Source organism: Amycolatopsis sp. WAC 01375 (assembly GCF_003947325.1).
Taxonomy (GTDB): domain Bacteria; phylum Actinomycetota; class Actinomycetes; order Mycobacteriales; family Pseudonocardiaceae; genus Amycolatopsis.
Genome location: NZ_QHHW01000035.1, coordinates 40,228 through 61,192 on the forward strand (window position 1 = coordinate 40,228; position 20,965 = coordinate 61,192).

General features: G+C 69.3%; 20 protein-coding genes. 8 read left to right on the forward strand and 12 right to left on the reverse strand.

Going from position 1 to position 20,965, the window contains the following annotated elements:
* Positions 1-10 precede the first annotated feature (10 nt).
* Genes DL991_RS22350 through DL991_RS22375 form a run of 6 tightly spaced genes read right to left on the reverse strand, consistent with a single transcriptional unit; the run spans position 11 to position 5,854 of the window.
* On the reverse strand, positions 11-937 hold the full coding sequence (locus DL991_RS22350) for a beta-ketoacyl synthase N-terminal-like domain-containing protein (RefSeq protein ID WP_125786297.1): 927 nt from the start codon (positions 935-937) through the stop codon (positions 11-13).
* A complete protein-coding gene (locus DL991_RS22355) occupies positions 934-2,061 on the reverse strand; it encodes a beta-ketoacyl synthase (protein ID WP_125786298.1) in 1,128 nt (375 codons plus the stop codon). Before DL991_RS22355 ends, DL991_RS22350 begins: the two co-directional genes overlap by 4 nt.
* 26 nt (positions 2,062-2,087) lie before the next feature.
* On the reverse strand, positions 2,088-3,230 hold the full coding sequence (solA, locus tag DL991_RS22360; protein WP_125786299.1) for an N-methyl-L-tryptophan oxidase: 1,143 nt from the start codon (positions 3,228-3,230) through the stop codon (positions 2,088-2,090).
* Positions 3,223-4,284, reverse strand: coding sequence for an LLM class flavin-dependent oxidoreductase (locus DL991_RS22365; protein ID WP_125786300.1), 1,062 nt, complete (start codon positions 4,282-4,284; stop codon positions 3,223-3,225). Before DL991_RS22365 ends, solA begins: the two co-directional genes overlap by 8 nt.
* Before the next feature lie 31 nt (positions 4,285-4,315).
* Positions 4,316-4,513, reverse strand: coding sequence for a 4-oxalocrotonate tautomerase family protein (locus DL991_RS22370; RefSeq protein ID WP_125786301.1), 198 nt, complete (start codon positions 4,511-4,513; stop codon positions 4,316-4,318).
* A 36-nt stretch (positions 4,514-4,549) separates the two neighbouring features.
* Positions 4,550-5,854, reverse strand: coding sequence for a DegT/DnrJ/EryC1/StrS aminotransferase family protein (locus tag DL991_RS22375; RefSeq protein ID WP_125786302.1), 1,305 nt, complete (start codon positions 5,852-5,854; stop codon positions 4,550-4,552).
* Between the two features lie 238 nt (positions 5,855-6,092).
* On the opposite strand from DL991_RS22375, the gene DL991_RS22380 reads away from it, so the two are divergent.
* Positions 6,093-7,088, forward strand: coding sequence for an ABC transporter substrate-binding protein (locus DL991_RS22380; protein ID WP_125786303.1), 996 nt, complete (start codon positions 6,093-6,095; stop codon positions 7,086-7,088).
* An 8-nt stretch (positions 7,089-7,096) separates the two neighbouring features.
* On the opposite strand, the gene DL991_RS22385 is transcribed toward DL991_RS22380, so the two are convergent.
* Genes DL991_RS22385 through DL991_RS22395 form a run of 3 tightly spaced genes read right to left on the reverse strand, consistent with a single transcriptional unit; the run spans position 7,097 to position 10,376 of the window.
* Positions 7,097-8,761: an MFS transporter gene (locus DL991_RS22385; protein ID WP_125786304.1), complete on the reverse strand. Its 1,665-nt coding sequence runs from the start codon at positions 8,759-8,761 to the stop codon at positions 7,097-7,099.
* Positions 8,758-8,964 (reverse strand): hypothetical protein, encoded by a 207-nt coding sequence (locus DL991_RS22390; RefSeq protein WP_125786305.1) that lies wholly within the window; start codon positions 8,962-8,964, stop codon positions 8,758-8,760. The genes DL991_RS22385 and DL991_RS22390 overlap by 4 nt, the downstream gene beginning before the upstream one ends.
* Positions 8,961-10,376, reverse strand: a complete 1,416-nt coding sequence (locus DL991_RS22395; RefSeq protein WP_370307264.1) for an amidase — start codon at positions 10,374-10,376, stop codon at positions 8,961-8,963. The genes DL991_RS22390 and DL991_RS22395 overlap by 4 nt, the downstream gene beginning before the upstream one ends.
* Before the next feature lie 330 nt (positions 10,377-10,706).
* Between DL991_RS22395 and DL991_RS22400 the strand changes: the two genes are divergently transcribed.
* From DL991_RS22400 to asnB, 5 genes are all read left to right on the forward strand, one after another.
* Complete coding sequence (locus DL991_RS22400) at positions 10,707-11,732, forward strand: pyridoxal-phosphate dependent enzyme (protein WP_125786307.1); 1,026 nt, start codon at positions 10,707-10,709, stop codon at positions 11,730-11,732.
* Between the two features lies 1 nt (position 11,733).
* On the forward strand, positions 11,734-12,327 hold the full coding sequence (gene epsC, locus DL991_RS22405; RefSeq protein WP_125786308.1) for a serine O-acetyltransferase EpsC: 594 nt from the start codon (positions 11,734-11,736) through the stop codon (positions 12,325-12,327).
* Positions 12,284-12,862 carry a cupin domain-containing protein gene (locus DL991_RS22410; RefSeq protein WP_125786309.1) on the forward strand — a complete coding sequence of 193 codons (579 nt, stop codon included), beginning with the start codon at positions 12,284-12,286 and terminating at the stop codon, positions 12,860-12,862. Before epsC ends, DL991_RS22410 begins: the two co-directional genes overlap by 44 nt.
* 165 nt (positions 12,863-13,027) lie before the next feature.
* Complete coding sequence (locus DL991_RS22415) at positions 13,028-13,639, forward strand: disulfide bond formation protein DsbA (RefSeq protein ID WP_125786310.1); 612 nt, start codon at positions 13,028-13,030, stop codon at positions 13,637-13,639.
* 22 nt (positions 13,640-13,661) lie between these two features.
* Positions 13,662-15,503 carry an asparagine synthase (glutamine-hydrolyzing) gene (gene asnB, locus DL991_RS22420; protein WP_125786311.1) on the forward strand — a complete coding sequence of 614 codons (1,842 nt, stop codon included), beginning with the start codon at positions 13,662-13,664 and terminating at the stop codon, positions 15,501-15,503.
* Positions 15,504-15,517: 14 nt separating this feature from the next.
* On the opposite strand, the gene DL991_RS22425 is transcribed toward asnB, so the two are convergent.
* The 3 genes from DL991_RS22425 to DL991_RS22435 all read right to left on the reverse strand — a co-directional run bounded on the left by DL991_RS22425 (position 15,518) and on the right by DL991_RS22435 (position 17,544).
* Entirely contained in the window at positions 15,518-16,249 is a 732-nt protein-coding gene (locus DL991_RS22425; protein WP_125786312.1) for a FadR/GntR family transcriptional regulator, read from the reverse strand.
* Positions 16,250-16,378: 129 nt separating this feature from the next.
* Entirely contained in the window at positions 16,379-17,119 is a 741-nt protein-coding gene (locus tag DL991_RS22430; RefSeq protein WP_125786313.1) for a metal-dependent transcriptional regulator, read from the reverse strand.
* 35 nt (positions 17,120-17,154) lie between these two features.
* Complete coding sequence (locus DL991_RS22435) at positions 17,155-17,544, reverse strand: MerR family transcriptional regulator (protein WP_125786314.1); 390 nt, start codon at positions 17,542-17,544, stop codon at positions 17,155-17,157.
* 67 nt (positions 17,545-17,611) lie between these two features.
* On the opposite strand from DL991_RS22435, the gene DL991_RS22440 reads away from it, so the two are divergent.
* Positions 17,612-20,173: a PEP/pyruvate-binding domain-containing protein gene (locus DL991_RS22440; protein ID WP_125786315.1), complete on the forward strand. Its 2,562-nt coding sequence runs from the start codon at positions 17,612-17,614 to the stop codon at positions 20,171-20,173.
* The gene (locus tag DL991_RS22445) at positions 20,170-20,841 is read left to right on the forward strand and encodes a tyrosine-protein phosphatase (RefSeq protein WP_125786316.1); all 672 of its coding nucleotides are present in this window, start codon (positions 20,170-20,172) and stop codon (positions 20,839-20,841) included. Before DL991_RS22440 ends, DL991_RS22445 begins: the two co-directional genes overlap by 4 nt.
* Positions 20,842-20,965 lie beyond the last annotated feature (124 nt).

The following is a 20,965-nucleotide window of genomic DNA, read 5'->3' on the forward strand; positions in this document are numbered from 1 at the left end:
TTTCGGTCGTTCACGGCTGTTCTGCGCCCGGTCCGGCGAACGCCATCGCGGCCGCCGCCGCACCCGGTAAGCCGCAGGACACGGCGAGCGCGCTGCCTTCGCCGCCGTCGATGCGCGCACTCGCGGCGGCGCACTGCAGGACGCCGAGCGCCCCCGACTGACGTCCGGCCCAAGCGGAAAGGTCGAGCACCTCACCCGGCCGGATCCCCGGTTCGGCCAGGGTCGCGACGGCTTCGCCAGTGACCGCCGAGGCCGCTGCCCGCGCGGTTCCGGCTCGCCGGTACTCGCCGAGCACGAGCCGGACGCGGGCACGGCGGTGGCGGGCCGCCCCGGCGGATTCGAGCACGACCGCGGCCGCCGCGTCGGGCCAGTGCGTCTCGCCGTTGTCGTCGAGAAGCTTTCGTACATAACGGTTGTCGGGTTCGACACCGGTGACGACGACGGCGTCCGCCCGGCCGTGCCGGATCAGCCGCCGTGCCCACTGCAAGGCGTCGAGGCCGCTGGTCGGCCCGTTCGACAGCGTCAGGTTCGGCGCGCGCAGTCCGTGGTCGATGGCGACCCAGCCCGCGGACACGTTGCTGGAGGTGTTCGGCAGCCCGGTCGGCGGCAGCAGGCTCGCGGACTCTTCGGCGATCGTGTCCAGGAACGAGCAGATGCTGTCCAGGTTCCCGGTGTTCGTGCTGACCACGGTCGCCGTCCGGAGCGATTCCCCGCGATACGAGCCGTCCTCACCGAGCAGGCCCGAGTCACGGAGAGCGGTCGTGGCCGCGCGGGAAGCCAGCCGCGAAGCCCTGTCGCGGTGCCGGAACTGCCTGCCACGCAACCCGGTCTCCGGATCGAAGCCGTCCTCGTGGCGCCGGTACGGCTGCAGCAGGTCGGCCGGCCCGCGCAGACCGTCGACGGCGATCCCCGCCCCGGTCACGACGACGGCGGTCACGACGCCGCCTCCAGGATCGCCACGGCGTTGATCCCGCTGAGCCCGAAGGCGTCGACCTGGGCGATCCGGAACTCGCCGTCCCGCGGCTCGTCGCGGACGAGGTCCAGGCCCTCGGCCTCGTCCATCGGCTCGGCCAGACCGAGGATCGGTGGCGCCAGCCGTTTTCGCAGGGAGATCGCGGCGACGATCAGGCTCAGCAGCCCGGAACCGCCGAGCGTATGCCCGGTCGACGCCTTGATCGCGGTGAGCGCCGGTTTCGCGCCGGCGAACACGTCGTGCAGCATCCCGGTCTCGACCAGGTCGTTGCGGACGGTTCCGGTGCCGTGCAACACGATCAGGTCGATCTGGTCCGGACCGATCCCGGCGCGGTCGTGCGCCTGCCGCACCACCCTCGCGACACTGCCCGGCTCGGGCACCGTCGGATGGTCGGCGTCGCAGTTGAGCGCGACCGACCGGAGCCGGGCCGCGACCGGCCCACCGTGGCCCGGTCTGCGGAGCACCACCGCCGAGGCGCCTTCACCCATCATCATCCCGTGCCGTTCCTTCGCGAAGGGCCGCACTTCGCCCGGTACGCCGCTCTGGACCCGATCGAAGATGCCGAAGGTGGCTTCGGTCAGACCGTCGGTCCCGGCTACGACGACGGTGTCGTATTCGCCGTCCGCGATCAGGTCGGCCGCCAGGCCGAGCACGGTCAGCGACGCCGCGCAGGCGTTCGCGAAGGTATGCGTTTCCACCGTGCCGAACCGTTCGCGGATCGCCGTGCCGAAATGCAGGTCGGCGAAATCCGCCTCCGCTTCGCCTCGCCACCACAGCTCCATCGAGCGTTGCTCCCGGTGTGTCGTGCCGACCAGCACCGGGCAGTTCTCCGGCAACTCGGTGAGCCCGGCGCCCTCGAGTGCCTGCGAGATCGCGTCGACCAGCCATTTCGTCGATCGGCCAGGTTCGTCCTTGCCGGGAGTGGCCCGGTCGTCGATCTCGTAGGCCGTTCGCGCCCGGAACTTCGTCGTGTCGTAGACCCGCAGCGGCCCCAGGCCGCTTCTTCCGGCGCACAGTGCGTCGTGGATCGTTTCGGGGTCGCGGCCGATGCTCGAGACGGCGCCGAGTCCGCAGATGTCGAGGTCCACGGCTTTCCCTCCAGAAGGTGCTCGCGTCAGCAGAATCGCTTGACGTCCATGAACGAGAAGTCGATCCGCGGTTCGTGGCCGGTGGCCAGATCCGCGAGCAGTTCGCCGATCCCGGTGGCGTGCTTGAACCCGTGCGCGTTGTCGCCGCCCGCGACGATCACGTTCGGCGCTTCGGGCAGCGAGCCGAGCACGAACTGCCCGTCCGGGGTGAGCGTCAGCATGCACACCGCCACCCGTGAGGGTTCCGGACGCAGACCGGGCAGATGATCGGCGAGCACTTCGCGCAGCGCCGTCCAGTCGGCCGGGGTCACCGAACGGTCGGTGTCCAGCGGATCGAACGGGACCGCGGTGGCGCCGAACTGCTCCAGGCCGAGTTTGACGTCGTACGGCGGATCCGCTCCGCAGCCCCACAGCACCGTGCCGCCGTCGAGTTCCCGCATGAACACCGGGAACTCCGCCAGCCGGAAACGGTCGGCGTCGCCGTCGGGTTCGAACCAGGTGACCGGCATTCGCACCACCCGGAGCTCCGGCAAGGGCGTCATGGACGGCAGCCACGACCCGGTCGCCACCACCACGCGCCGCGCCAGCCAGGTCCGTCCCGGACTGTGCACGAGGACGCCGTCGTCGGTCGAGTAGATCCCGGTGACCTCGGTCCCGGTCAAGACCTGTGCCCCCGCGGTTTCCGCCGCGTCGAGCGCGGCCCGGATCGACTCCTCCGGCCGCAGCAGCCCGGCGGACGGCTCCCAGACGCCGATGTCGTCCGCGGCCAGCGCGGTGTGCTGGGGGAACCGTTCGGCGAGCCGCGCGCGGTCGAGCGGTTCGACCTCGATGCCGTGTTCGTTCGCGGCGGTGAGTGTTCCGCCGGCCACCGCCGAATCCGGCGAGCCGATCAGGAGCCCGCCGTACCGGTGCAGCAACGGTTTCCCGGCCTGGCGCCCGAGCAGGTCCCACAGTTCGCCGGATCTGCGGGCCAACGGCACCAGCCCGGGATGTTCCAGGCAGGTGATCCGGAACATCCGGCTGCCACCGTGCGACGCGCCGAGTGAGTGGCCGCGGCCGTGGCGTTCGACGCCGATCGCCCGGACACCCCGGCTCGCGAGCTGCCACAGGGCCATCGAGCCCCAGGCGCCCAGCCCGACCACGACGACGTCGGCGTCCGGCTCAGGCATCGAAGCGGGGGACCACGCCGGAGGTGAACAGGTCGAGTGCACGGACGGCGTGCTCGTGGTCGAGGTAGCCCGGGTTCAGCTGCACGCTGACCGAAAGGTCGCTGCCGAAGTTCTCCGCGATCCAGCTGATCTGCCCGGCGACGTCGTCCGGCGTTCCGGCGAGAACCTTGTTCTGTGCCAAGGAATCCTCGAAGTCGTACGCGCGGACCTTCTCGATGAGCTTCTCGTAGCCCTGGTACGCGCCCGACGTGGTCGACGCCCACGAGGCGATCGCGCCGCTCATCTGCTCGATGTAGTTGTTCTCGAACTTCTCGCCCCAGGCCAGCGCGGTCGCCCGGTCCTCGGCGAGATAGCAGGTGTACTTGATCTGGATCCGGCCGTCCTCGGGGCGCCGTCCCGAAGCCGCCCACGCGGTGCGGTAGCCCTCGATCATCTCGGTCAGCGTCTCCTTGCTGACGATCGACGGGACCACCTGGAGGTGGTGACCGGCGGTGCCCGCCGCGGCGCACGACTCCGGATTCGAGGCGGAGGCGACGAAGAACGGCGGATACGGCTGCTGCACCGGCCGGGGCAACAGCGTCACCGGGCCGAAGCTGTGGAACTCGCCCTCGATCTTGACGTCCACTTCGGACAGAAGACGCCGGCAGGCGTCGACGCCTTCGTCGAAGCGGCGCCGGCTTTCGTCCATCGGGACGCCGAACCAGTCGAACTCGTCCGGCAGGAAGCCGCGGCCGAATCCGGCGTCCAGCCGTCCGCCGGAAAGGTTGTCCAGCATGGCGAGTTTGCCCGCCAGCTTGAGCGGGTGGAGGAACGCGGGGATCACCGCGCCGGTCGTGATTCGGATCCGTTCGGTCCTCGCCGCGATCGCGGCGAGCAACGTGATCGGGTCGGGGCTGTATCCACCGTAGGGGGATCCGTGGTGCTCGACGGTCTGGACGTGTTCGAGTCCCGCTCGATCGGCCCGTTCGGACAGATCGATGACTTCGCGGTAGTAGTCACCCGCCGTTTTGCGGTCGGGGGAGAAGACGGGGAAGAAGTTCAAGCCGAATTTCACCAGTACTCCCAGCTGTTCGGAAGGGCGCCGGTCAGGAAGGCCTTGGTGCGGCGGGTTTTCCGCCGAGGCCCCAGCGGTGTGCGGGTACCGGGTCCAGTACCACCCACACGTGTTCACGGATGTCTTCGCCGTAGGTTTCGACCACCGCGTCGGTGATCGCGGCGATCAGTTTCGGCTCGGTCTCTTCGGTGAGGCGGTTTTCCAGGATCTGGACATGGATGTAGGGCATGACGGAACTCGCTCCGGTCTTTCGGGCGGGATCAGGTCAGCTGTGGCTCAGCACGGCTCGTCTGCCGAAGACCTCGTTGAGGCTGCTTCGGAGCGCGGAGCACAGGAGCGCGACCTGGGTGTCGGTCAGATTGGGGTGACACGGGAGGTTCATGTGCTCGGAGAACCAGAGCCGTTCCGCCGTCGGGCATTCTCCGGGGCCGTGCCCCCGGGACTGCCATTCCGGCGTGAGGTGCAAGGGGAAATACCGCAACTGGATCTCGACGCCGCGGCGATCGAGCGCGCGTACGAGCGCGTGGCGGACGTCATCGCCTTCGGTGACGAAGAATGTGTAGAGGTGGTACGAATGTTCGTCGCCCGGATCGACGAGAGGCAGCCGGATCTGCGGATATCCGCCGAGCACCGCGTCGAGTTTGGCCGCGATCTCGCGCCGCCTTCGCACCAGTGACGGCAGTTTCCGCAGCTGTACGGTGCCGACGGCGCAGGCGACCTCGGAAAGCGTCGCGTTCGTTCCCGCGCCGTGGATCCCGGCGACCGATTCCCGGTACACCGCTTCGGAGAATTTCATCCATGGCAGGGTTTCCGGCGGGGAGCCGAGGATCCCGCTGACCGGGCCGGCGACCATGTCGACCTCGTTCGACCGGATCCGGTCCACCCGGACGGCCCAGTCGTCGCGGTCGAAGGTGATCATTCCGCCTTCGCCGAGGGTGGTGATGTTCTTGGAGGAATGGAAACTGAACGTGCCGATGTCGCCGAGTGAACCGGGCCGCCGTCCGCGATAGGCCGATCCGAGCGCGTGCGCGCAGTCTTCGAGCACCAGTACGTCGTGCCGGGCCGCGATCGCGCAGATCTTCGCCATGTCGGCCGGATTCCCGCCGTAGTGCACCAGGATGATCGCCCTGGTCCGCGGGGTGATCAGCGCCTCGAGCTTGCGGGGATCGAGGTTGAGTGTTTCGGGATCGATGTCACAGAACCGGACGATCGCCGGCGAATCCAGCAGTGGCTGGATCGACGCCTGGAACGTCTGGGTGGTCGCGATCACCTCGTCGCCGGGCTGGAGGTCGAGCAGCCGGATGGCGATCTCCAGTGCGACCGTGCCGCTGGTCACCGACAACGCGTGGCGAGAGCCGGTGTACGCGGCGAACTGGGCTTCGAACCGGTCTCGCCAGGGCCCCGCCGTCAACGCGAGGTCGTTCTGCAGAACCGTTCTGAGTACTGCGAAATCTTCTTCGTCGACAACGGATCCCCGTCGTGCGGAAGGAATCTGATATCGGGGCTTGGTACTTTCGGCGGCCTCGTTCACTTGCACCCCCAAGTGCGTGGATGACGAACGTCGAAACATGCAGCCGCCGAAGCCCGGAACCCGACCGTCGCTGCATCGGCTCGAACAGTGAGCCTTTCGCAAGGGAAGCACGCCCGATTGCGGGCAGGATTCAACCTAACAGCAGACGTATGACTAGCGCAACAACCGATGTTTTGGCAGCCTTACCTAAGTAGGTCGCGCCTGCCCGTCACCTCGGTGCCGCGTCGGTGTGATCCGGGAAACCTCCGTTCGGTGTCCGACTTCGTGGAGTGCGCAGATGCAGTTGATGGACCTATCCGGCAGGCCTGGCCGCCGTCTCTTCCTGGCGGGTGCGGCCGGTTTCGTGCTGGCCGGATGTACGCCCGGAAGGGCGGGGGACACCGCCCCAACGGGCGGGTTTTCGGTGACGCTGGAAGGAAAACTCGGCCCCACGGTGCTGGATCGCTTGCCCTCCAGGGTGATCGCCCTCGGCTTCGGACAGGACGCCGACGCCGCCGTGGCGCTCGGCGTCATCCCGGTGGCCATGCAGGAGGGAACGTCGACGCCGGACCGCATCCAGCCGTGGATCGCGCCGCTGCTCGGGACCGCCCGGCCCGAACTGGTGCGGACGGGGCCGGACCGCCCACTGGAACACTTCGCCGCCTTGCGGCCGGACCTGTTCCTCGCCGCCGGCGACTACTACCTCGAAACCGGTTACCAGCGGCTCGCCGAGATCGCGCCCGTGCTCGGCTACGTCGCCGGGCCGAACCTCGATCCGTGGCAGGAGACCACCCGGCGGATCGGCCGGGCGCTCGGCAAGGACTCCGCGGCGGAACAGCTGATCAGCGGCACGCTGGGCAAGATCGCGACGGCCAGGGACACCGCAGGGCTCGCGGGGAAGACGTTCAGCTGCAGTTCGGTGAGCGGCGCGGGACAGGTGTACACCAAGAACGCACCCGAGGACGTGCTGGCGGTTTCGTTGGCGCAGTTCGGTTTGCGGCTGTCGGAGAAGGTCACCCAGCTGCGCTCCACCACGACGAAGGGTGTCGCGGCGGTCGGTCCGGAGCGGCTCGACCTGCTCGACGCGGACATCATGCTGGTCAGTTACGAATCGGTCCAGCAGCGGCAGACGTTCGAGTCCGAGCCGCTTTTCGCGCGGCTTCCCGCTGTACACCGGGGTTCCTATCTCCCGATCGATAAGGCGGAAGCGCAAGCACTCGCGTTCCCGTCCGCACTCGCCCTCGCGTACACCGCCGAGCGGATCGTGCCGCGGCTCGCCGCGGCGGCACGATGACGCGCGGCTCACGGACCCACCTGTCCGACGACGACGTCGTGCCGCACCGGCGTGTCGTCGGCCATGATCCGGCCGACCGACGGCTGATGGCTGGGCGCGGTGCAGATGACCAGATGCGGCCCCGGAGCCGTCGGCGCCGCGTGGTACCAGCCGGTCTCGTCGGTGACGGTGCGGACGACGCGACCACCGTCCGGATTCACCAGCAGCACCACCGCGCCGGGCACCGGGTCGCCGTCGAGTCCCCGGACCCGGCCGGTGGCGGCGGCGAGCCGTTCCGCGGTTCGCGGCGGGAGGACGAGCATGCCGGCCACCGCCGCGGCGGCCACACAGCCCGCCGAGACGGCGAACGCGTAGGCATACCCGTGCGCGAGTCCTTCCTGCGTCGAAGACCCGCCCGCGGCGGCCGCGGCGATCGTGGTCAGCACGGCCAAACCGATCGCGCCACTGGTCTGCCGCACGGTGTTGAGCACGGCGGCGGCCACCCCGCCCGAGGTGGTGGGCACGCCGCTGGTCGCCGCCACCGTCAACGGGGTGAACGCCGACGCGGTACCGAAACCGAACACCACGCTCGGCAGCACGATCATCGCCACGGACGAACCGCCGGTGCCGAGTGAGACGGCCACCCCGGCGAGACCTGCCGCCCCGAGCACGCAGCCCAGTGCCGCCGCGCGACGGGCACCGAGCCGGATGGTGAGCGGACCGGCGGCCTTGGCACCGGCGAACATCGCCAGGCCCGCCGGCAGGAAACCGAGCCCGGCGGCGAGCGGACCGGCGCCGTGCACGTACTGCAGGACGAACGAGATCAGCACCGGAGCACCGAAGAAACCCAGGCCCAGCAGGAACATCACCAGATTCGCGCCGCGGACCGCGCGATGGGAGAACAGGCTCAACGGCACCAGCGGGGCCGCCGCCCACCGCCCCTGGTGCAGCAGGAACAGCCCGCACAGCACGATTCCCGCGATCAGCGGACCGGACACCTCCGGTGCGCTCCAGTCCAAGGTCTCCGACTCCATCACCGCGTACACGACGCCGGTCAGCCCGGCCGTCGCCAGGACGGCGCCGACGACGTCGAGCCGGTACGCCGATCCGGACCGGGAACCGCCGGGCAGCAGGGCCAGCGTGCCGGCGACCGCGACCAGACCCAAGGGCACGTTGACGAAGAACACCCAACGCCAGCCGGCGAACTCGGTCAGGAGGCCGCCGGTCAGCGGACCGGACGCGGCGCCGACGGCACCGATCGCGCTCCACGTGCTCAGCGCGCGGGCACGCCTCGGCCCCGCCGGGAAAGTGTCGGTCAACAGCGACAACGTCGCGGGCATCAGCAGCGCGCCGCCGACGCCCTGTCCGGCGCGCGCGGCCAGCAGGAGCGCCGGATCCGCGGCCAGCCCGGCGAGGAGGCTCGCCCCCGCGAACAGGCCCATCCCGGCCAGCAGCACCCGGCGCCGTCCGAAGACGTCCGCGCATCGGCCACCGAGCAGCAGACAGCCCGCGAACGCGAGTGTGTACGCGTTGACCACCCACGGCAGCGTCGCGGCGGAGAAGCCGAGATCGGCGCGGATCCTTGGCAGGGCGACCGAGACGATCGTGGCGTCCAGCACCACCACGAACGACCCGAGACAGGCCAGCGCGAGCACCAGGTGGTCGCGGCAGTGGGCGGGAGAAGACGTGCTCATGAAACCTTTCCTGTTCCTACTGCCTCTTCATCACCCGTCCGGAAGCCGAGGACGGGCAGCGCGTGACGAGCCGCGGGGAGGTCGTACAGCGCGTCGATCGCCGCCCGCTGCCAGGAATAGCGAGCGGCGAGCCCGGCGATCTCGGGTTCGGTGGCCGGCAGGGTCGCGGCCGCGAGCAGTACGCGGATCTCCGGCACGCTCATGACGGCTCCGGCGGGGTCCGCAGATGCCAGCCGGTGGCCGACTGGAACGCGTCGCCCGCCTCAAGCAGTTCCGTTTCGCCGCGCACCGGCCCGGCCAACTGCAGCGAAAGCGGCAGCCCGTCGGCGGTGAACCCCATGGGCAGCGCCAAGACGGGATTGGCGAGCCCGTTCCAGTACGGCGTGTGGATGACGCCGAAGAGTTCCTCGTTCTCCGGCAGCCCGGCGGGGGAGAGCAGCGACTCGAACCGGGGCGCGCCGACGGACGCCGTCGGGCAGACGACGAGGTCCACTTCGGTGAAGAGTCCGTCGATCGCCCGCTGCGCGACCCGCCGCACGCGCTGGGCCTGGACGTAGTCGGCGCCGGTGACGAGCGCGCCGGTGGCAAGGAGCCCGCGTGTCCCGCGGCTGAAGTCGAGCCACCGATGGCACAGTTCCGCGCGGTGGTGCGCGAGCGCCTCGCTGGCGACGGTCACCTGAACGGCCGTCACCAGTTCCGCCGGATACGGCAGCGTGATCCCGCTCAGTCGCGCGCCGAGTCCGGCCAGCACCGCGAGCGCCTCGGCGAAGACGCCGTCCAACGCGGGATCGCGTCCGGGCGGGAAGTGGTGGTCGCGGACGACGCCGATCCGCAGCCCGGTGAGATCGCCGCGGAATTCGGGGCGCCGCACCGGCCCGGTCGCGGAATCGGGATCGGCCGGATCCGGCCCGGCCAGCACTTCGAGCACCGCCGCGCAATCCCGTACGGAACGGGCCAGCGGGCCGATCCGGTCGAGGCTGTAGCCCAGCGGCACGCAGCCGGTTCTGGGCACCCGGCCGTACCCGGGCATCAGGCCGGTGACCCCGCAGAACGCCGCGGGCACCCGGATGCTGCCCGCGGTGTCCGAGCCGATCCCGGCGAGGAACATCCCGGTCGCGACACCGATCCCGGCGCCCGAACTCGAACCGCCCGCCCAGCGTCCGGTCCGCCACGGATTGCGGGGGATCGGGAAGGGGTGCTCCTGTTCCGGCATCCCGCAGGCGAACTCCATCGTGGTCGTCTTGCCGGTGAGCACCGCGCCCGCGGCCTTGAGCCGGATGGCGACCGTCGCGTCCGTTCCCGCCAGCCAGCCGCGGTCGTGCACGAGGCTCTGCGCCGTCGTCGCGGCTTCGGCGGTGGCGATGATGTCCTTGACGCCGATCGGGATCCCGTGCAGCGGTCCGCGGTCGAGTCCGGCGGCGAGTTCGGCGTCCGCCCGTCTCGCCGCCGCGAACGCGGTCTCGTCGAGGCGGGTCAAGTAGGCGCCGTAGACCGCGTCACCGCGATCCGCGGCGGCCATCGCCGCCTCGGTCAGGCCGATGCTCGTGACCGTGCCGTCCCGCAGGGCCGCCGCCGTGGCGGTGAGGGTGCGCGGGCGCAGGGACGTGGTGCCGATGTCCGCCTCCGATCGATCAGGTGTGGTTAGCCTAACCTTGGATCCTCAACCCGGGTTGAGGTCAACTCGGGCGAAGCGGACCACCCGTTCGTGCCGCCCATCGGGCAAGCGGATGACTGAACGTCTGATGTTCGACAGAGCAGGTGTTTACTTGCTAGCCTGAACCAGGTTCCGCGCGCGGCCGTCGAGCAGGCGGCCCTGTCCCGCGGACCACCGGTACGAGCGTTTTCCGCCACCGGAGAATCCGGATCCGCCGAGGGGGATCCGCACCCGAACACCACGCCGCGCTGATCGTCGCGCTGCTCGAGTGGCGCCTGGGGAAGGACTCGCATGACCGACACCGCTCAGCCAGAGATCGCTCTCACTGTGGAAGAACCGCTCGCCGCGGCACCGGATCAGGCGGTCGCGCTGACCCGGCATCCCGGGTTGCGGGAGTTCGCCGGACGGCTCGGCGACACCCCGCTGGTCGAGGTCCCCGGCCCGCCGGGCGGGGCGAAGGTACTGGCGAAGTACGAATTCGCCAACCCGTTCGGTTCGGTGAAGGACCGCACCGCGTTCGCACTGGTCTGCCGGGCGATCGCCGCGCACACCGGACCGGAGCCGCTGAAACTGCTGGACGCCTCGGCCGGGAACATGGCCCGCGCGCTAGCCGGACTCGGTGAACTGGCGGGGATCCCGACCCGGCTCGTGGTCCCGTCCGTCATCCCGCCGAGCCTGCTGACCGCGATGGAGAAGACGGGCGCGGAGATCGAACTCGCCGACGCGGCGGGCGGTCTGCTCGGGATGATCAAGGTGTGCGAGAAGATCGCCGCCGACGACCCCTCGCTCACCCCGCTCGTGCAACACCGGAACATGGCCAACGTCGCGGCCCACGAATTCGGTACCGGCAAAGAGATCCTGGACCAGCTCGGCGAGCACCGGCCCGCCGCCTGGGTCAGTGCGATCGGGACCGGCGGCACACTGGCCGGGGTCCACCGTGCACTGCGCACGCGGTGGCCGGACGTCGTGGTCGCCGGGGTCACGCCCTCGGAAATGCCGTACGGCACCGAGCGGGCACCGCATTCCGAGCCCCGGTTCGCCGGGGCGGGCGGGTTCGGCAACGGGCTGCGTCAGCCGTTCGTCGACACCCAGCTCCCCGAGGCGGAACAACTGCACGTCACCTATGCCGAATCCCTGCGGGGAATGGTGGACTACCGGAAACTCACCGGCACCTCGATCGGCGCCTCCGCCGCGGCCGCTTGGCTGAGCGCGAAGAAGGTCGCCGAACGGTTCGGGCCCGACCAGGTCGTCGTGACCCTGTTCGCCGACGCCGGTCCCGAGGAGGATTGGGTCAAGGCCGAGCAGACGGCCGGATGACATGCGGCGGTCCCTCATCCGGTTGCGCGAGGATCTCGCGACCACAATGGACAAAGACCCGTCGGTGACCTCCCGCCTGGAGGCGCTCTGTCATCCCGCGCTGCCCGCGGTCTGGAGTCACCGGATCGCGCACCGGCTGCATCGCGGCGGCCACCGGATCCTCGCCCGGCTGCTGTCGAACGCGGCGAAAATCCTGACCGGGGTGGAAATCCATCCCGGTGCCCGGATCGGCAGACGATTCTTCATCGACCACGGGAACGGTGTCGTGATCGGCGAAACCGCCGTCATCGGCGACGACGTGACCCTCTATCAACAGGTGACGCTGGGCGCCATCGGCTTCTGGCGTGACAACGCCAGGGCCGAGGGTGAGGCCCGGCATCCGCGTATCGGCGACCGGGTGGTCGTCGGTGCCAAAGCGACGGTGCTCGGCCCCGTGACCATCGGGGACGGCGTCGTGGTTCCCGCACACAGCCTCGTGCTCACCACCATCGAAGCCGGAAGCAACGGGAAAACCCCAGTGATCGACCGACGTTCGAAGATCGGAGACGGGAATGTCCAGCGACCTCATGGCCAGTATCCGGTTCAGCGAGAATGACCTCCGCGCCCGGGTCGCCAGGTTCACCGACCTGGCCGGAACGGACGGCGGCGCCCCGGACACGGTGCTCGCGGGGTGCGCGCGGGTGATGTTCAACGTGATCGGCTTCCGGCCGCCGGAGCGCAACGGCGCCGACGACGACCAGGTGATCTCCCCGATCGGCGCGAAGAGTTCGGGGAACGCGCCGATCGACGTCGCCGAGGGCTTCAACCTCGCCTACATCAAGGCCACGCCGGGGAACGGCACGATCCTGCACAACCACGACACGAACGAGACGTTCATCCCCTTGAGCGGCACCTGGCGGTTCCGCTGCAACGACGAGGACGACCTGTACGTCGACCTCGGCCCGTTCGACGTGATCTCCCTGCCGGCCGGGCTCCAGCGCCGGTTCACCAACCTGGCGGCCGCTCCCGGGACGGAAGAGAGCCTGATGATCGTCATCGTGGCGGGAGACCGCCCGAAGTCGGTCATCTACCCGGAAGTACTGCAGGCCGCGCGGACCGAAGGCGCGTACACCCCGGCCACCTTCGCGTAGTTCCGCGTGATCCTGCTCGCCTTACGCGTGATTGGACGGACGTCACTCGTGATTGGACGGACATGTCGCGTGATTGGACGGACGACACGCTTGTCGTCCGTCTGGACACGCGTGTCGTCCCTCTGATCACGCGACCCCACCTTGTCTCCAGAAACGAGGACAGCCATGACCGAAACCTCCGTCCGGGCCGACCTGTGGTTCGACCCGATCTGCCCGTGGGCGTGGCAGACCTCGCGTTGGCTGCTCGAAGCGGCCGAAGTACGTGAGATCGACCTGCGCTTCCACCTGATGAGCCTCGCCGTGCTGAACGAAGGCCACCAGTTGCCCGAAAAGTACGAAGTGATGATGCGCGAAGGCTGGTACCTCTCGCGGGTCATCGCGGCCGCCGCCCGTGACCACGGCGAGAAGGTCGTCGAACCCCTGTACACCGAGATGGGCACCCGCATCCATCCCGGCGGGAACGAGGACTACCGCGAGGTCACCGGTCTGGCCCTCGAAGCGGCCGGGCTCCCAGCGGGACTGGCCGTCGCGGGAACGGACACGACACTCGACACCACGATCCGCACGAGCCACGACGAGGCGATGACCGCGATCGGGCCCGACCTCGGCACGCCGGTCGTGCGGATCGACGGCAGCGCCTGTTTCGGCCCGGTGCTCGCCCAGGTCCCGCGCGGTGAGGCCGCGGGCCGGATCTTCGACGGCGTCCGGGCACTCACCGGATTCGAGTATTTCTTCGAACTGAAGCGGACGCGGACCGCGGAACCCGTTTTCGGCTGACACCAAGTTACTGGGAGGCGAAATGTGCGGAATCACCGGCTGGGTGTCGTTCGAGGACGACCTACGGAGCCAGCGCCCGATCCTCGACGCGATGACGGCCACGATGTCCTGCCGCGGTCCGGACGCCGGAGGTGTCTGGCTGGACCGCCACGCCGCACTCGGGCACCGCAGGCTCGCGGTGATCGACCTGCCCGGCGGTGTGCAGCCGATGTCGGCGGGCACCCCGGCCGGCGAAGTGGCGCTGGTCTACAGCGGTGAGGTCTACAACTACACCGAGCTCCGGAAGGAACTGCGGGACAAGGGGCATCGGTTCCACACCGACAGCGACACCGAAGTCGTTCTGCGCGGTTACCTGGAATGGGAAGAGGGGGTCGCCGAACGGCTGAACGGCATGTACGCCTTCGCCGTCTGGGACTCCCGCACCGCGAAGCTGGTGCTGATCCGGGATCGCATGGGCGTGAAACCCCTTTACTACCAGGCGACCTCCGGTGGCGTGCTGTTCGGTTCCGAGCCGAAGGCGATCCTGGCGAACCCGCGGGCGCCGCGTGTCGTCGACGCGGACGGTCTGCGCGAACTGGTCGCTTTCACCAAGAAGCCCGGCTGGTCGCTGTGGAAGGACATGCACGAGGTCGAGCCGGGGACGATCGTCACCGTCGACGACCGCGGGATCCGTTCGCACACCTACTGGCGGCTGCGGACGGCTCCGCACACCGACGATCAGGACGCGACGGTGGCACGGGTCGGTGAGCTGATGACCGACATCGTGCACCGTCAACTGGTCTCCGACGTGCCACGGTGCGTCCTGCTCTCGGGCGGGCTGGATTCGAGCGCGGTCACCGGGATCGCGGCGTCGCGGCTCGCGGAGTCGGGGGAGCCGCTGCGCACGTTCTCGGTCGATTACGCCGGACAGGAGGAGAACTTCCGTCCGGACGAGATGCGCGACGCCCCGGACTCGCCGTTCATCCGCGACGTCGTCGATCTCGTCGGCTCGGTGCACGAGAACGTCATGCTGGATCCCGCCGAGCTCACCGATCCCGACGTGCGCCGGGCCTGCGTCGCCGCGCGGGACATGCCGTCCGGGCTCGGCGACGTCGACCTCTCGCTCTATCTGTTGTTCAAGGCGATCCGGCGGCAGTCCACAGTGGCCTTGTCGGGCGAGGCGGCGGACGAGGTGTTCGGCGGCTACCGATGGTTCTTCGAAGAGGAATCCCGCACCACCGACATGTTCCCGTGGCTGGTGTTCCGCAACGCGGTCACCAGTGATCGGGAGAACCTGCTCCGCCGTGACGTCCGTGAGGCGCTCGACGTGCCTGCCTACGCCGCCGACGAGTACGCCTCCGCGGTCGCGGAGGTCGAGCAACTGCCGGGGGACGACGCCCTCGAACAACGGATGCGCGTGATCTGTCACCAGAACCTGACCCGGTGGGTCCGGGTGCTGCTCGACCGCAAGGACCGGATGTCGATGGCGGTCGGCCTGGAGGTCCGGGTCCCGTTCTGCGATCACCGGCTCGTCGAGTACGTCTACAACACCCCGTGGGCGTTCAAGACCTTCGACGGCAGGGAGAAGAGCCTGTTGCGGCAAGCGACGAAGCATCTTCTGCCGGTCTCGGTCACCGAGCGGCTGAAGAGCCCGTATCCGTCCACACAGGACACCGGATACGCGGTCGCCCTTCAGTCGCAGGCGAAAGAGGTGCTCGCGGACCTCGATTCGCCGGTTTTCCAGCTGGTGAACCGGGATTGGGTGTACGACGCCGTCCAGGCCGACGCGGCGACGCTGACCGGCCAGACGCGGCACGGTCTGGACCGCGTGCTGGATCTCCACCACTGGTTCGATCTGTACCGGCCGGCCATCCGTCTCGGCTGACCGGCCCGGTTCGCTCAACGGCGCTTCGGCGTGCTTTTCCTTTTACGGGAAGCGGTTTTCTTCTGTGCCTTGGTCAGCACCGCGACGGCGGCGTCGATGATCACCGCGACGGCCCGTTCGGCGCGGTCGGCGTCGCCGTCGGTGATGGCCTCGGCGAGGGTGTCGTGATCCGGGAAGTCGATGTGCTCGCGGCGCAGCTCGGCCATCACCGTCGCCACCCCGCTGCTCAGCGCGTAGCTGAGGCCCTCCCACAATTCGATCAGGACCGCGTTGTGCGTGGCGGCGATGATCGCCGCGTGGAATTCGTTGTCCGCGGCGAGGAAAGCGTCCTCGTCGCCGGCGTCCCGTGCTTCGTGCTGGGCGGCGAGTGCGGTGGTGATCCGGGCGATGTCTTCGGCGTCCCGGCGTTCCGCCGCCGTCCTGGCGGCCTGCCGCTCGATGCTGTTGCGGACTTCGAGTACTTCGAGAACGTTCGCGGCGCGGGTTCGCCGCAGCAGGGCCGCGGACAGCCCGTGCCGTGCTCTGACGTAAGTGCCGTCGCCGCGGCGCGGCTCCAGCAGCCCGGCGTGCTCAAGGGCACGGACGGCTTCGCGGACCGTGCTGCGCCCGACCCCGAGTTGCTCGACCAGCTCCTGTTCCGGCGGGATACGGGAGCCGACCGGCCATTCGCCGGTCTCGATCAGTTCCTCGAACTGGTCGACCACAGTGGACGAGAGTCTCGCTGTACTGGCCGCTCGAAGTGGCATGGCGGTCTCCCTCCTTCGGCCCCCGGATGTGGACATCAGATCGGCAGATCATATGACATCTTACTGCCTTGCCCCGGCGGAACGCGCACGCCTGTTCGAAAACGATATGCAATGCGCGAAAGAACAATGTCAGCGACCGGCGACGCAGCGGGTGCGTGCCGGAACGGCGGAATTCGGCGCGGTGGGATCGCAGACGATCATCTTCGACGCCTGGTTTCGCTCGAGGAGCACGGTCGCCGTGGCCGTCCGCGCTTCGAACCGCCGCCCGTCGGCCGGGGTGAGCGTCATTCGCGCTCCAGGGGTGAGGCCCGCGGCCAGAAGCGTTCCGAGGAAGGCGGAATCGTCCTGGATCCGTTCACTGATCCGGTGCAGCCGGACCTCTTGCCGTCCGGCATGGGTGGCGGGCCGCATTCCCGGCGGCGCCGGCACCGGGGGAAGGCCGGACAGGCCGAGAAAGGCCAAGCCGGGAATCGGCCCGCCGTACGGGCTGAACCGCGGCCCGCCGCAGAGTTCGAAGATCCGGCGCGCGGCGGCGTCGGACATCACGTGTTCCCAGCGGCAGGCCTCGTCGTGCAGCCGGACCCAGTCCAGCCCTATCACCCGATAGAGGAGTGTTTCCGCGAGGCGGTGCTTGCACATCACCCGCACCGCGATCCGCCGTCCCTCCGGCGAAAGCTCCAGCCGCCGGTCCTCGGCGACCAGGAGGAGGCCGTCACGCTGGAGGCGGGCCACGGTCTGGCTGACCGTCGGCGGGCTCTGCTCGAGCCGGTCCGCGATCCGGGCGCGCAACGGGACGACACCGTCCTCTTCCAGCTCGTAGGCTGCTTTGAGGTACATCTCGGTGGTGTCGATCAGGCCACGGGCGGTCATACTCCGGTAGCCTGCCCCCTCAACCCGGCTTGAGGTCAAGCGCCCGGAAGCTCCACTGTGGACCGGAATTCCGGACAGCGTTCCAGCGTGTTTTCGGGGCAGCGAAGCAGATGGTGCAGATAGGTCCGCGCGGTGGCGAGCTTTTCGAGCTGGGACTCCAAAGCTTCGATACGGGCCGAAACGGTGTCCCGCCAGTCGTACGTGGCGGTGCGCCCGGCGAGCACGGTCGCGATCTCGTCGAGGCTGAGCTGGCCGGTGTCCCGCCACAGCCGGATCAGGGCGATCCGGTAGAGCTGGTCGGTGTCGTAGTAACGCCAGCCGGATCGCCGGTGCGGCTTGATCAGTCCGCGGCGTTCCCAGTAGTGCAGGGTCGAAACCGGAAGGTCGAACCGGTCGGCGACCTCTCTGATCGATGCGGATTCCATGACATCATTTGAACTCAACCCAGGTTGAGGATGCAAGCTTAGGCTAAGCAAACACTCCCTGGAGGTAATGAAAGTGATTCTCGAGCTCGCCGAAGCGGGAGGAAGCCCGCGCGACCTCGTCGGCGGCAAGGCGGCGAACCTCGCGGAAATGACTTCGGCGGGGTTTCCCGTGCCGGAGGGTTTCTGCGTCACGACCGCCGCGTACCGGCAGGTGCTCTCCGACGGCGAGGGGCCGCGGTTGCTCGGCGAGCTGACCAGGGTGCCGTCCGGCGACGAGGGACGGCTGGCCGAACTGGCGGACCGGTTGCGGGCCCACGTCCTGACCGTCCCGATCCCGGCCCGGCTCGAAACCGGGATCGTCGAGGCGTACGAACGGCTTTCGCGAGGCGAGCCGGTGGCGGTCGCGGTGCGGTCTTCGTCGACGGCCGAGGATCTGCCGGACGCCAGTTTCGCCGGGCAGTACGACACTTTCCTCGACGTCCAGGGCTCCGGCGAGGTGCTGTCGGCGGTGCGCCGATGCTGGGCCTCGCTCTGGTCGGAGCGGGCGACCAGGTACCGGGCGGCGCACGGCACCGATCGCGGACCCGCCATCGCGGTGATCGTGCAGCGCCTCGTCGACGCCGAATGCGCCGGCGTGCTGTACACGGCGAATCCGGTGTCGGGCAAACGTTCCGAGATCATCGTCGACGCCGCTCCCGGCTTGGGTGAAGCGGTGGTTTCCGGCGCGGTGACCCCGGATCACTATCGGCTGACCGTCGACGGCGAATCCCTCGAAGGCCCGGGCGACGGTTGCCTGACGCCGTCACGGCTGGGCGAACTCGTGGCCGTCGGCAGGCATCTGGAGAAGCACTTCGGTGCGCCGCAGGACGTCGAGTGGGCGTTCAACGGCGAGGGCGAGCTGTGGCTGACCCAGTCGCGGCACATCACCACGCTGTTCCCCGTCCCGGAGAGCGACGAATCGCGCGCGTACTGGTCGGTCAACGTCTATCAGGGGATCAGCCGGCCCTTCACGCCGATGGGCGCGTCCATGATCCGCGAACGCCAGCGCGGGATGGCGGCGTACATGAGCGCGCTCGGCTTCTCCGACGAGATCACCGACGTGGACGGGTGGCTGTACTGGGACATCACCGACGGCGTGCGGAGCCCGGCGAAGCGGCCGAAGATGGCCGCGTTCGTGGACAGTCTCGCCGCGCCTTCGGGGCGGCTCGTCGAGCAGCTCGGCCGTGACCGCCGGTTCCCCTCGGTGGCGTCCGGCTCGGAGGAGGACGTCCCACCGAAGAAACGGCGTCGCCGCTGGGAACGGATGATCCCCGCGTGGCTGTGGCCGGATCAGGCCCGTGCGAACGTCGTCCGCGACGCCGAACGGCGGATCGCCGCCTTCACCGGGCCCGCCGAGGCGACGGCGGAAGAACGGCTGTCCTTTGTGGAATCCGTCCGGCGTGACGTCTGCCGGATCGAGGCGAACCTCCCTCGCGACGCCAACACCGCGGGCGGGACAGGCGGGCAGCTGGCCGGGCAGTTGCTGCGCGGTCACGTGAGCGACGCCGAGGTGGTCACCGTTTTCCGGGGTATCCCGCACAATCCGACCACCGAGATGGATCTGGCGTTGTGGCGGGCGGCGGCCGCGATCCGTCGTGACGACGAGGCCTTCCGGCTGTTGCTGGAAACCGCGCCCGACGAACTGGCCGCCAAACACCTCGCCGGGACCCTGCCGGAGGCGATCCAGCACGGCGTCGCCGCGTTCCTGACCGAATACGGCTGCCGCGCGACCTCGGAGATCGACTTCGGGGTGCCTCGCTGGACCGATGACCCGGAGCCGGTTTTCGCGATGCTCTCGAACCTGCTTCGCGCGGAAGGAGAGGAGCAGGATCCGGAAACCCGCTTCGAGCAGGCGGCCGCGGCGGCCGAAGCGCGGATCGTCGAGCTCACCCGGCGGCTTCCGGTGACCAAGCTGCACCGGGCGCTGCTCGCCCGGTTCCTGCTCCGGCGGTCTCGACGGTTGCGTGGCCTGCGTGAGTTCCCGAAGTTCTGCCTCATGCGCGGTTTCGCCGCTCTCCGGACGCAACTGCTCCTCGTCGGCGAGGAGATCGTGCGGGCGGAGCGGCTGGAGCGGGCTGGCGACGTGATGTTCCTCGATCTCGCCGAAGTCCGCGAAGCCTTGGGCAGCAGGGACTTCCGCGCGACCGTGGCACGGCGCAGGGAGATCTGGGAGCGGGAATCCCGACGGCCCCGGGTGCCGTCGGTCGTGCTTTCCGACGGCACCGCGCCCGCCCTCGAATCCACTTCGGACGGTGGTGACCTCACCGGGCTGGCGGCGGCGGCCGGGGCGGTGACCGGCCGGGCGCGGGTGATCCACGATCCGGACGGGGCCCGGATCGAACCGGGCGAGATCCTCGTCGCCGCGACGACGGATCCCGGGTGGACGCCGCTGTTCCTGACGGCCGCGGCGCTGGTGACCGAAACGGGCGGGATGATCTCCCACGGCACCACCGTGGCCAGGGAGCACGGGATCCCGGCCGTGGTCGGCGTTCCGGGCGCGACGACGCGGATCGTCACCGGTCAGGTGATCACCGTCGACGGTTCCGCCGGGACCATCACCTTCGGCGAGACGGCGGAGGATTCCCGGTGACCGCGGTGGCGTCCGCGCTCACCGGCGCGTTCAACTTCCGCGACACCGGCGGCGGGCCGATCCGGCGGGGGAGGCTGTTCCGTAGTGACACCTTGCAGGCGCTGACCGGAACCGACAAGGAACTCCTGCTCGGCCGGTTCGGTATCGAGGGGGTCCTCGATCTCCGCTCCAGTGCCGAGACGGTCAGCGAGGGCCGGGCGGAGTTACCCGGTGTCCGGTATGTGAACGTGCCGTTGAAGACCGTCCAAAGCGGACGGTCGAGCGCGCTGGAGGAGATTTACGTCGATCATCTCCGGCACGACGAGAACCTGTCGATCGCCATGGAGCTCCTGGCGGTCCTGCTGACCCGTCCCGTCGTGGTGCACTGCGCGTCGGGCAAGGACAGGACCGGCGTCGTCACGGCCCTCGCGCTCGGGCTCGCCGGGGCGCCGCGCGAGCTGATCGTCCAGGACTACCTGCGCAGCGCGTACAGCCTTCCCCGGGTGATCGAGCGGTTCCGCCCCCTCGGCTTGCCGGAGGAACTGTTCCGGTGCACGGAGAGCACGATCAACGCCTTGCTGGACAGTGTCGAGGACGACTTCGGCGGATTCGCCGGCTGGGCCCGGCAGCGTGGCGTGTCCGGCGCGGCCGTCCGGACACTGAAGGCGCGCTTGCTCAACAACGGATGAATTGTCCGACGAGACATCGGATGTCTGTACGGCTACGTGAGTGAAAGGGATGGCCAAACCTCGACTATTTCTGGAAACATGCCGGTCGCCAGGACTTGATCTGCGGTAAACGTAGTATGAATCT

Excerpts from the sequence above, each read along its gene's own strand:
- DL991_RS22390 (WP_125786305.1), bottom strand. The coding sequence starts at position 8,964 with ATGAGCGTGCCGGAGATCCGCGTACTGCTCGCGGCCGCGACCCTGCCG.
- asnB (WP_125786311.1), top strand. The coding sequence starts at position 13,662 with ATGTGCGGAATCACCGGCTGGGTGTCGTTCGAGGACGACCTACGGAGC.
- DL991_RS22415 (WP_125786310.1), top strand. The coding sequence starts at position 13,028 with ATGACCGAAACCTCCGTCCGGGCCGACCTGTGGTTCGACCCGATCTGC.
- DL991_RS22400 (WP_125786307.1), top strand. The coding sequence starts at position 10,707 with ATGACCGACACCGCTCAGCCAGAGATCGCTCTCACTGTGGAAGAACCG.
- DL991_RS22410 (WP_125786309.1), top strand. The coding sequence starts at position 12,284 with ATGTCCAGCGACCTCATGGCCAGTATCCGGTTCAGCGAGAATGACCTC.
- DL991_RS22380 (WP_125786303.1), top strand. The coding sequence starts at position 6,093 with ATGCAGTTGATGGACCTATCCGGCAGGCCTGGCCGCCGTCTCTTCCTG.
- DL991_RS22375 (WP_125786302.1), bottom strand. The coding sequence starts at position 5,854 with ATGTTTCGACGTTCGTCATCCACGCACTTGGGGGTGCAAGTGAACGAG.
- DL991_RS22435 (WP_125786314.1), bottom strand. The coding sequence starts at position 17,544 with ATGGAATCCGCATCGATCAGAGAGGTCGCCGACCGGTTCGACCTTCCG.
- solA (WP_125786299.1), bottom strand. The coding sequence starts at position 3,230 with ATGCCTGAGCCGGACGCCGACGTCGTCGTGGTCGGGCTGGGCGCCTGG.
- DL991_RS22385 (WP_125786304.1), bottom strand. The coding sequence starts at position 8,761 with ATGAGCACGTCTTCTCCCGCCCACTGCCGCGACCACCTGGTGCTCGCG.
- DL991_RS22430 (WP_125786313.1), bottom strand. The coding sequence starts at position 17,119 with ATGACCGCCCGTGGCCTGATCGACACCACCGAGATGTACCTCAAAGCA.
- DL991_RS22370 (WP_125786301.1), bottom strand. The coding sequence starts at position 4,513 with ATGCCCTACATCCATGTCCAGATCCTGGAAAACCGCCTCACCGAAGAG.
- DL991_RS22425 (WP_125786312.1), bottom strand. The coding sequence starts at position 16,249 with ATGCCACTTCGAGCGGCCAGTACAGCGAGACTCTCGTCCACTGTGGTC.
- DL991_RS22440 (WP_125786315.1), top strand. The coding sequence starts at position 17,612 with ATGAAAGTGATTCTCGAGCTCGCCGAAGCGGGAGGAAGCCCGCGCGAC.
- epsC (WP_125786308.1), top strand. The coding sequence starts at position 11,734 with ATGCGGCGGTCCCTCATCCGGTTGCGCGAGGATCTCGCGACCACAATG.